This is a genomic window from Sandarakinorhabdus sp. (genome assembly GCF_040398645.1).
GTDB lineage: Bacteria > Pseudomonadota > Alphaproteobacteria > Sphingomonadales > Sphingomonadaceae > Sandarakinorhabdus.
Window position 1 is genome coordinate 24,748 of the sequence record NZ_JBBATR010000002.1, and the last position, 9,279, is coordinate 34,026.

At 65.5% G+C, this 9,279-nt stretch carries 8 protein-coding genes; 1 reads left to right on the forward strand and 7 read right to left on the reverse strand.

The window, feature by feature from the left end; all coding sequences use genetic code 11:
* A partial coding sequence (locus ABWP50_RS00670) for an NAD(P)H-hydrate epimerase (RefSeq protein ID WP_353216057.1) occupies positions 1 to 810 on the reverse strand: 810 nt, incomplete at its 3' end.
* Between ABWP50_RS00670 and ABWP50_RS00675 the strand changes: the two genes are divergently transcribed.
* Positions 800 to 1,360, forward strand: a complete 561-nt coding sequence (locus tag ABWP50_RS00675; RefSeq protein ID WP_353216058.1) for a GNAT family N-acetyltransferase — start codon at positions 800 to 802, stop codon at positions 1,358 to 1,360. The genes ABWP50_RS00670 and ABWP50_RS00675 overlap by 11 nt on opposite strands.
* A 16-nt stretch (positions 1,361 to 1,376) precedes the next feature.
* Here the strand turns inward: ABWP50_RS00675 and ilvD are convergent, their stop codons facing one another.
* From ilvD to ABWP50_RS00705, 6 genes are all read right to left on the reverse strand, one after another.
* On the reverse strand, positions 1,377 to 3,095 hold the full coding sequence (gene ilvD / locus ABWP50_RS00680; RefSeq protein ID WP_353216059.1) for a dihydroxy-acid dehydratase: 1,719 nt from the start codon (positions 3,093 to 3,095) through the stop codon (positions 1,377 to 1,379).
* A 511-nt stretch (positions 3,096 to 3,606) separates the two neighbouring features.
* Positions 3,607 to 4,323 (reverse strand): N-formylglutamate amidohydrolase, encoded by a 717-nt coding sequence (locus ABWP50_RS00685; RefSeq protein ID WP_353216060.1) that lies wholly within the window; start codon positions 4,321 to 4,323, stop codon positions 3,607 to 3,609.
* A 124-nt stretch (positions 4,324 to 4,447) separates the two neighbouring features.
* Positions 4,448 to 4,726: a hypothetical protein gene (locus ABWP50_RS00690; protein WP_353216061.1), complete on the reverse strand. Its 279-nt coding sequence runs from the start codon at positions 4,724 to 4,726 to the stop codon at positions 4,448 to 4,450.
* Positions 4,727 to 5,063: 337 nt separating this feature from the next.
* Positions 5,064 to 5,882, reverse strand: coding sequence for a 4-(cytidine 5'-diphospho)-2-C-methyl-D-erythritol kinase (locus ABWP50_RS00695; RefSeq protein ID WP_353216133.1), 819 nt, complete (start codon positions 5,880 to 5,882; stop codon positions 5,064 to 5,066).
* A gap of 57 nt (positions 5,883 to 5,939) precedes the next feature.
* Entirely contained in the window at positions 5,940 to 7,622 is a 1,683-nt protein-coding gene (locus ABWP50_RS00700; RefSeq protein WP_353216062.1) for a tetratricopeptide repeat protein, read from the reverse strand.
* Between the two features lie 76 nt (positions 7,623 to 7,698).
* On the reverse strand, positions 7,699 to 9,279 hold a 1,581-nt coding region (locus tag ABWP50_RS00705; protein ID WP_353216063.1), incomplete at its 5' end, for an electron transfer flavoprotein-ubiquinone oxidoreductase.

Genomic DNA, 9,279 nt, shown 5'->3' on the forward strand with positions numbered 1-9,279 from the left:
GCCAGTGCTTTCGCCAGCCAGCGTCACCAGCCCGGCACCGCTGCGCAGCGCGGCCAGCCCGGCCAGGCCAGCGGCGCCGCCGTGGCCAGCGGTGCCCTCCACCATCATCACCCAACCGCGCGTGTATTTGTGGGCATTGGCCGCTGGCCCGGCCAGGCGCGGCGGCGCGGTCAAGTGTAGATCGCTGGCCAGCGGCACGCCGATATCGATCACCGCCAGCCGGCCAGACACCAAAGCGCCGTCGCCCAGCATATGGCCCGGCTTGGCCGCGCCCAACGCCACCGTGAGATCGGCAGCCAATGGCCGGCCAAGCTGCGCGCCGGTATCGGCATGCAGGCCCGAGGCAATATCGATGGCCACCACCCGGCCATGGCCACGCAGCCGGTCCAGCGCCGCCTGCACCGCTTCGGGAATGGGCCGCGACAGGCCGGTGCCAAAGAGTGCATCGATAATCAGCGGCGCTGGCGGCGCATCCGCCAGCGCAGTCACTGCACCGCCCCGATCCCGCCACCGCTGCGCCATGGCCACCGCCGGTTCGCCGGCCGGCGGTGCATCGGCAGCGACGGTCACCGCCACGCCAGCATTGGCCAGCAAAAGCGCAATGCCATAGCCATCGCCGCCATTGTTGCCCGGCCCGCACAAGATCGTCGCCCGCCGCGCCGGCGCAAACGCCAGGATCGCCCGGGCCGCGCCTGCCGCCGCCCGCTCCATCAGGGTCAACGCCGAAGTGCCAGCCGCAGTCGCAGCCGCCTCCGCAGCGCGCATGGCAGCGGCGGTAAGCAGCGGTTGGCCAGAATCGATGATGAACACCGGAGCCTTGTCACAAAGCTGGAGCAGCGGCACAAGGCCAGTGATGAAAGACCAGCTCAGTATTCGCCCGGTGCGCGCCGCCGATGCCGCCGAATTGGCCATATTGCTCAACGAAATCATCGCGCGCGGCGGCACCACGGCCTTGCAGGAGCCCTATGGCCCGGAAAGCCTGGCCGCCGCCTATCTCACCGGTCCTACCGTGATTTGTTGCTTTGTTGCCGAAGCGGGCGGGCAGCTGCTCGGTTTCCAGACGCTCGGCACGCAAAACATCCTGCCGACTGATATTGGCGATATCGGCACCTTCACCCGCATCGGCGCAATCCAGCGCGGCGTCGGCTCGGCCCTGTTTGCCGCCACCTGCGGCCATGCCCGCGCCATCGGCCTAACCGGCATCAACGCCACGATTCGCGGCGACAACAGCGGCGGCCTCGCCTTCTACAGCCGCATCGGCTTCGTCGATCACGAAGTGGTGCCGGCCGTGCCGCTGAAGGATGGCACGCCGGTGGACAGGATCAGGAAACGCTTCGCATTGGCCGATCAACCGTCCTGACCAGGCAGCCGCCCCTTCAGATGTCCGCAAACACGTGGGTTTCCGCGGCAGCACCGGGGTGGGTGACAGCCCCCAGCCGCGCCGGGCCGACCGTCTGCGCGAATTTCCAGATGGCGCCGGATTGATAATCGGTCTTGCGCGGCTGCCACACCGCGCGGCGGGCGGCCAGCGTCACCTCGTCCACCTGCAGATCGATGGTTCCGGCAATCGCATCGATGGTGATGATATCGCCATCTTCCACCAATGCAATCGGCCCGCCCTCGGCGGCTTCCGGCCCGACATGGCCGATGCAGAAACCGCGCGTCGCACCGGAAAACCGGCCATCGGTGATCAGCGCCACATCTTCGCCCATGCCCAGCCCATAAAGCGCAGCGGTGGTGGACAGCATCTCGCGCATGCCCGGCCCACCCTTTGGCCCTTCATAACGGATCACGATCACGCAGCCCGGCACGATGCCGCGCGCTTCCACGACGGCAAAGGCATCTTCCTCGCAATCAAACACCCGTGCCGGCCCGGAAAACGCCAATGTCTTCATGCCGGCCACCTTCACGATGGCGCCGTCCGGGGCAAGATTGCCCTTCAGCCCCACGACGCCGCCGGTGGGCGACAAGGCATTGGGCACCGAATAAATCACCTTCTGGTCAGGGTTCCACGTCACTTCATCGATATTCTCGGCCAGCGTCTTGCCGGTCACCGTCATGCAGTCGCCGTGCAGGAAACCGGCATCAAACAGCGCCTTCAGCGCCATATACACGCCGCCGGCATCATACATGTCCTTGGCAACATAGCGCCCGCCCGGCTTCAGATCGGCGATATAGGGGGTGGTCTTGAAAATCTCGGCCATGTCGAACAGATCAAAATCCACCCCGCACTCATTGGCCATGGCCGGCAGATGCAGCGCCGCATTGGTCGATCCGCCCGTTGCCGCCACGATGCGCGCGGCATTTTCAAAGGCCTTGCGCGTCGCCAGATCGCGCGGCCGGATGTTCCTTTCAATCAGCGTCATGATCTGCCGCCCGGCCCCGATCGCGATATCGGCCCGGCTGGTATAGGGCGCCGGCGTCATGTTGCTGTTGGGCAGGCTGAGCCCGATGGCTTCCCCCACGCAGGCCATGGTGTTGGCGGTGAACTGCCCGCCGCACGCGCCGTGGCCAGGGCACGCCACCTTTTCCAGCGCCGTCAGCCGCGCCAGCGGGCAGCTGCCAGCCGCAAAGCCGCCCACCGCCTCGAACACATCAACAACCGTGACATCCTTGTCTTCAAACCGGCCCGGCAGGATCGAGCCGCCGTAAACAAAGATACTGGGCACATTCAGGCGCAGCATCGCCATCATCATGCCCGGCAAGCTCTTGTCACAGCCGGCAAAACCGATCAGCGCATCATAGCAATGGCCGCGCATCGAAAGCTCGACACTGTCGGCAATGCAATCGCGGCTGACCAGGCTGGCCTTCATGCCCTGGTGGCCCATCGCAATCCCGTCAGTAACGGTGATGGTGTTGAACCGCCGCGGCATGCCGCCCGCCTCATTCACGCCAATCCGCGCCGCATCGGCCTGCGCATCAAGCGTGGTGTTGCACGGCGCTGAGTCATTCCCTGCCGAGGCAATGCCCACAAACGGCCGCGCAATCTCCTCTTCGCTCAGCCCCATCGCATAATAATAGCTGCGATGCGGCGCCCGCTCCGGACCGACCGAAACATGGCGGCTGGGCAGCTTTGACTTGTCGAATCTTGTCATATCATGGCCTTTTTGGAACATTTTTGCCTAGGCTCGGCGGGGTTGCAGGGTCAAGCGTGGAGTGAGAAACGGCACGTCACGGACTTGATCCGGGGCGGGGTCCCGCTTTGCTGCCTTCATCGCTTCGGTGCCGGCCACCGTGTCCGTGCTCCCGACGCGCGTGCCGCGCCGGCAAAGCAAGCGGGACCCCGGATCAAGTCCGGGGTGACGGGTCGTGGTGGCGGGTGCGGGGTGACGGGCGCTTTTTGAACGGGCGCGCTCGAAAACACTCGGGTCAAGGGTCCGCGACCCTTGCCGCCGGAGGCCCCTGGCTTCCTCTCTTCCGTCATCCGTTCCGCGTCTGTCCTACAGTCCCGCCCTTATGGCATTGTCACGCCATGCGCGACCATCGCCCCACGCTGTCCGATCGCAAACCCGTCCGCCTTGATGGCTGGATGCGGGCGCGGCGGTGTGGGCATCGCCCCCTGTTGCGGGCGCGCGCGCATGAAGAGCAAAATGTAACCTTTGTAACCTACAGCCCGCGCCGCACCGTGGCGATGCAGTCCGCCAATATGTGCGTCCAACGCGCCACGCCTTCGCGGGTGAGCAGGCCATCGTTGCGGATTTCGATGCCGAGATAGGGGATGTGGGCGGCTTCGGCGTGGCGGTCCATCGTGTAGTTGAGGTCACGGCCGGAATAAGGCTGGTTGTCGCCGACGCGGAGGCCGCGGGAGGCCAGGGCGACGAGGCCGAGCCGGGCGGCGCGGTCGTGGTGGTTGTAGAGGATGCCGATTGGCCAGGGGCGCTGCTCCTCCGGCCGTGTGGCGAGCTGCGGGGTGAAGCTGTGCATGGAAATGATCAGGGCCGGGCGCTGGGCAGCGATCTGCCGGGAGATGGCTGCGTGATAGGGGGCGTGGATGGCCTCCAGGCGCAGGTCGCGCTCTTGCGCGGGCAGGTCCCAGTTGCCGGGGATCATGTGGCCATCGCTGCTGGCCGGCACGGCGCCCAGATCAGCGGGATCGCGGTTGACATCGACAACCAGACGCGAAACGGTGGCAATGATGGCGGGCGCCGAAAGCGCGCGGGCCAGGCGGCGGGTGAGCGCATCGGTGCCGATATCCACTGCAATATGATTGCTCAGCAGCGATGCGGGCACACCCAGATCAATGCCCGGCGGCACATCGGATGCAGCATGATCGGCAATCAGCAACAAATCGGCTGTGCCGGACAGGATTTCGGGCCGGTGCATGGTGCAGCCATAGCCGCCCTGCCCGCGCCGTGCAAAGCCATGAAAAAACGCCCGGCGAGTGGCCGCCGGGCGCTGTAGTCGTCCTTGGGGGGATATCGTCGTGCGGGGCAATCGCCCCGAACGATTACTGGGCAACCGGTGCCGACAGGGCGGCCAGTTCGGTGCCGAGCAGCTTGGCAGCGGCCGAGAACTTCTTGCCGGCTTCGAACTTGGCATCAGCAGCGCACAGCTTTTCGCCGGTGGCGACGAGCTTCAGAGCCTTGGCGGCATCTTCGCCGCCCTTGGCTTCGGCGAGGGTGCGGATCTGGGCCGGGGTTGCGCTGCAGCTGACCGAGGCAGCAGCGGCCGGAACGGCAGTCAGAGCGAGAGCGGCGAGCGGCAATGCGATCAAACGGGTGAACATCGATAGTCTCCGGTTTAGGCGGCGGATTGCCGCTGGCGTAAGCGATTGAGGCTGATTTGAGTGCCGCCCACCGGCGTCACCGGGGGGGAGGGTTGAGCGGCGGTTGAGCTGCACTCAAATCAACTGGGGCCGGTTTAAGCGCCGCTCAATTCACGGTCAATCCCTATTTTGAGCGATAATCAGCTTGTTGCACTGCGATACAGTAAAAACAATCACTTGTACAAATGACGCAGGCAATATTTTGCAGCGCACCACGGCTGCAGGAGCCAATTTCATACCTTGCATCCGGCCATTATGAGCACGACTCAGAGCAAGATGGCCCGGCCAGGGTCAATCGCTAGACGATGCGAGTCGGGCACAGCCACCAGCCGCGCCCGGCCAGTGCCAGCGCGGCGCGGTCGCGTGCTTCGGGCGTTCCATAAAGCGCCAGGCAGGTCGCACCAGACCCGCTCATTCGCACCAGATCAGCGCCGCCGGCCTGCTCAAGTGCCGCCAGCACATCGGCGATGACCGGCGCGATGGCCACAGCCGATGCCGTCATGTCGTTGCGCAGCGCCGTGAACGCTGCGCCGCTGGCGATGCCGCCGCGGTCATGCTGGTCCCAGCCGGCGAACACCGGCCCGGTGGGCACTGCCACACCGGGATTGACCAGCAACACCGGCGTGTCGGCCGGATCCTGCGGCCATGGCGACAAGGCATCGCCCTTGCCGTTGCCGAGCAGGGTGCGGCCATGAACACACACCGGCACGTCCGCGCCCAGCGGCGCCGCCACCGCCGCCAATCGGTCCAGCGGCCAGTTCAGCCGCCACAGCCGATTCAGCAAGCGCAGCGCCGCAGCAGCATCGGCCGATCCACCGCCCAGGCCGGCTGCAACCGGGATATGCTTTTCCAGATGCAGGCGGGCGCCCGCCGTGGTGCCGGCCGCGGCGGCCAAAGCGCGGGCAGCACGCAGCACCAGATTGTCATTGCCCACATCGGCGGCTGCCGCCATCGGGCCAGACAGCGCCAGCGCCAATTCGTCGGCCGGCTCACCGCTCAGAGCATCACCAAATTCGGTGAAGGCAAATATGCTTTCCAGATCATGATAGCCATCATCCCGGCGCCGGCGCAGATGCAGCGCCAGATTGATTTTGGCCGGGGCGTGTTCGCGGATCATCATGGCAGGCCAATGGCGCGGACGCCGCCAGCCTGCAAGCGCCCCCAGATTTTGGCCCTAACGCATGGCGAGCATGGCGCCGGCCGCATCCAGCCCAAAATCCAGCCGCGCCTGCAATTCGCGGCGCTCACTGGCGGCCGCCGCAAAGCCCAGCGCCTGCCGCCAGCGAAAGCGCGCTTCGATGCGGCGGCCCTGCTGCCACAGCGCGTCGCCCAGATGGCCGATGATCGCGGCCTCCTGCGGCTCCAGGTTCACCGCGCGTTCCAGCGTGACGACTGCCTTGTCGATGTCACCGCTGCGCAGCTGCATCCAGCCCAGCGAATCGATGATGCCGCCGTCTCCGGGCCGCAGCACAGCGGCCTTTTCGATCAACGCCCTGGCTTCGGCATCTTGCGGTGCCGCCGCCGGGCTGCGCTCCAGCAGGCTGTATCCCAGATAATTCAAAACGCCCGGTTCATCGGGCACCAGCGCCAGCGCCGCCCGAAAATCAGCCAACGCGCCCGGCCAATCATCGGCCCGATCCCGCATCATGCCGCGCATATAATAGAGATTCCATGCCGATACACCCTGCCCGGCACCAAAACGCTCCAGCGCCGTGCCATAGGCTGCGGCTGCATCGCCGTAGCGTTCGCCGCGACGGTGCCAGCCAGCCAGCCCGGCCCAGTCATCGGCCGATGCACCGGGCGCGTTTGCAGCGGCCAGTAGCAACTGGCCGGCTGCCGCACCCTCGCCAGCCGCCTCCAGCACGTCGGCCCGGCGCGCCCGCACCAGATATTGCAGGCCCAAACCATCCGGCACCCGCGCCAGCGCCGCCAGTGCCGCATCGCTTTGCCCGGACCGGCTGAGAATATCGGCCACGGTCAACCAACTGGCCGGCACATCAGGCGCCAGGAAACTGGACAAGCGAGCAAACAGCACCGCCAGCGGCTCGGCCCGTTCGCGGGCCAGATCGCCGGCCAACCGGATCGACAGCCAGGCCAGCGCCTGGCGCGGTTCCGCCACCAGCAGCCCGATCGGTTTGCCAGCCTGCAAACGTGCCCGTGCCGCCGCCGTCGGCTGATCATTGGGGAACAGCACCGCCAGCGCCTCATCGCGGTTTCCGGCCATGGCCAGCGCGTGGGCCTGGCCCTGGCGCAGGAATATTCCCGCCACACCGCCGCCGGACCGCGCCTGCCGATACGCCGCTGCCGCTTCGTCCCAACGCCCCAGCCACGCCAGCAGATGCGCCCGCTGCTCCACGATATAGGCCCGCAAAAATCCTTGGTGGCGCTGCGGATCGAGCAGATTGAGCGCAGCCGCCGAATCGCCGCGCGCCGCCGCTGCCCACGCATCGATGATCGGGCCGGCAACCTGCTGCCACCCCTGCCCGTTCAATTTTGCGCGCAGCGCGGCCACCTCGGCCCAATCCTTGCGCACCGCCGCTTCAGCCAGGCGCGTCATGGTGATTTCAGGCTCAACGGCGCCGGCTGCCGCCAGGCTGCGCGCCAGCTTGAAGGCGCGGGGTTGATCGCCGGCAGCAATGGCAAGATCCCATGCCCGGCGGGTGAGTGTGGCCGCGGCCGGATCGGCCACGCGCGCCTCCTCCATCAGGCGCGCTGCCAGATCGAGTTCATGATCCAGCGCAGCATAGCGCCCGATCATATAGGCGTGCAGCGCCGGTTCAGTGGACCGGGCTGCCAGCGCGGGTGCCGCCAAATTGAGCGGATACGCCAGAGCGGGCAAGATGAACAGGAATCGCATATCAAGCGATTGTGGCGCGGCGGCGGCAGCTTGTCGAGCAGCGAGCGCCGTTTCGGCTGAACTGGCCAGCCGCGCCTCACATGTTCGGATAATTTGGTCCACCGCCGCCTTCGGGCACCACCCAGTTGATGTTCTGGGTCATGTCCTTGATGTCGCAGGTTTTGCAATGGACGCAATTTTGGGCATTGATCTGCAGGCGCGGCGCGCCCTCTTCCACGCCAACCATTTCATACACACCCGCCGGACAATAACGCTGCGCCGGCTCGTCATAGAGCGCATAATTGATCTCGACCGGCACCGATGCGTCCTTGAGTGTCAGGTGGCAGGGCTGGTCTTCCTCGTGATTGGTGTTGGACAGGAACACGCTGGTCAGCCGATCGAAGCTGATCACCCCGTCCGGCTTGGGATAGACGATCTTTGGTGCGTCTTCCTTTTTGCGCATGTGCGTGTTGTCGGGGCTGAGCTTGAAGGTGAACGGCAATTCGTAGCCCAGATATTCCATCCACATCATCACGCCGGCCATCACCGTGCCAACGGCATTGCCGAATTTCTCGACCGCCGGCAGCACGTTGCGCACCATCTTGAGCTCTTCATACACCCAGCTTTTCTTGTAGGCGCGGTCATACTCGGCCAGCGTATCGCTACCGCGCTGGGATGCGATGGCGGCCACTGCGCAATCGGCGGCCATCATGCCGGTTTTCATTGCCGTGTGGCTGCCCTTGATGCGCGGCACATTCAGGAACCCAGCCGAGCAGCCAATCAGCGCGCCGCCCGGGAATGACAGCTGCGGCACGGCCTGCCAGCCACCATCGTTGATCGCCCGCGCACCATAAGACACGCGCCTGCCACCTTCCAGAATCGCCCGGATCGACGGGTGCGTCTTCCAACGCTGAAATTCCTCGAAGGGCGACAGATGCGGATTGTCGTAATTGAGCCACACCGAAAACCCGATCGCCACCTGGCCATTGGCCTGATGATAAATAAAGCCGCCGCCATTGGCATCCGACAATGGCCAGCCCTGGCTATGGATCACCTTGCCAGGCACATGTTTTTCAGCCGGTATGTCCCAGAGTTCCTTCAGGCCCAGCCCATAGATCTGCGGCTGGCTGTTTTTGCGCAGATCAAAATGGTTGATCACCTGCTTTGACAGGTGGCCGCGCGCGCCTTCCGCGAAAAATGTGTATTTCGCGTGGATCTCAAGGCCCGGCGTCCAGCTCGGTTTGCGGCTACCGTCCTTGGCGATTCCCATGTCGCCGGTGGCCACGCCCTTCACGCTGCCATCGTCATTATACAGCACCTCGGCAGCGGCAAAACCGGGGAAAATCTCCACACCCGCCGCTTCGGCCTGACCAGCCAGCCAGCGCGTCAGATTGCCAAGGCTGACGGTGTAGCAGCCAGTGTTGTGCATGAACGGCGGCATCATCCAGTGCGGCAGCTCGGTCTTGCCGGTCTCGGTCAACACCCAATGCTGGTTGTCGGTGACGGGCACCGTCATCGGCGAATCCATCGTGCGCCATTCCGGGAGCAATTCATCCAGCGCGCGCGGATCGACCACGGCGCCTGACAGGATATGCGCGCCGATTTCGCTGCCTTTTTCAAGGACGCACACCGAAAGCTCCAGCCCGAGCCGCTGCGCCTCCTGCTTGGCGCGGATCGC

Bases quoted from the DNA above. Each gene is read 5' to 3' on its own strand.
- ABWP50_RS00690 (WP_353216061.1), bottom strand. From the start codon at position 4,726: ATGTTCACCCGTTTGATCGCATTGCCGCTCGCCGCTCTCGCTCTGACT.
- ABWP50_RS00685 (WP_353216060.1), bottom strand. From the start codon at position 4,323: ATGCACCGGCCCGAAATCCTGTCCGGCACAGCCGATTTGTTGCTGATT.
- ABWP50_RS00675 (WP_353216058.1), top strand. From the start codon at position 800: ATGATGAACACCGGAGCCTTGTCACAAAGCTGGAGCAGCGGCACAAGG.
- ABWP50_RS00700 (WP_353216062.1), bottom strand. From the start codon at position 7,622: ATGCGATTCCTGTTCATCTTGCCCGCTCTGGCGTATCCGCTCAATTTG.
- ilvD (WP_353216059.1), bottom strand. From the start codon at position 3,095: ATGACAAGATTCGACAAGTCAAAGCTGCCCAGCCGCCATGTTTCGGTC.
- ABWP50_RS00695 (WP_353216133.1), bottom strand. From the start codon at position 5,882: ATGATCCGCGAACACGCCCCGGCCAAAATCAATCTGGCGCTGCATCTG.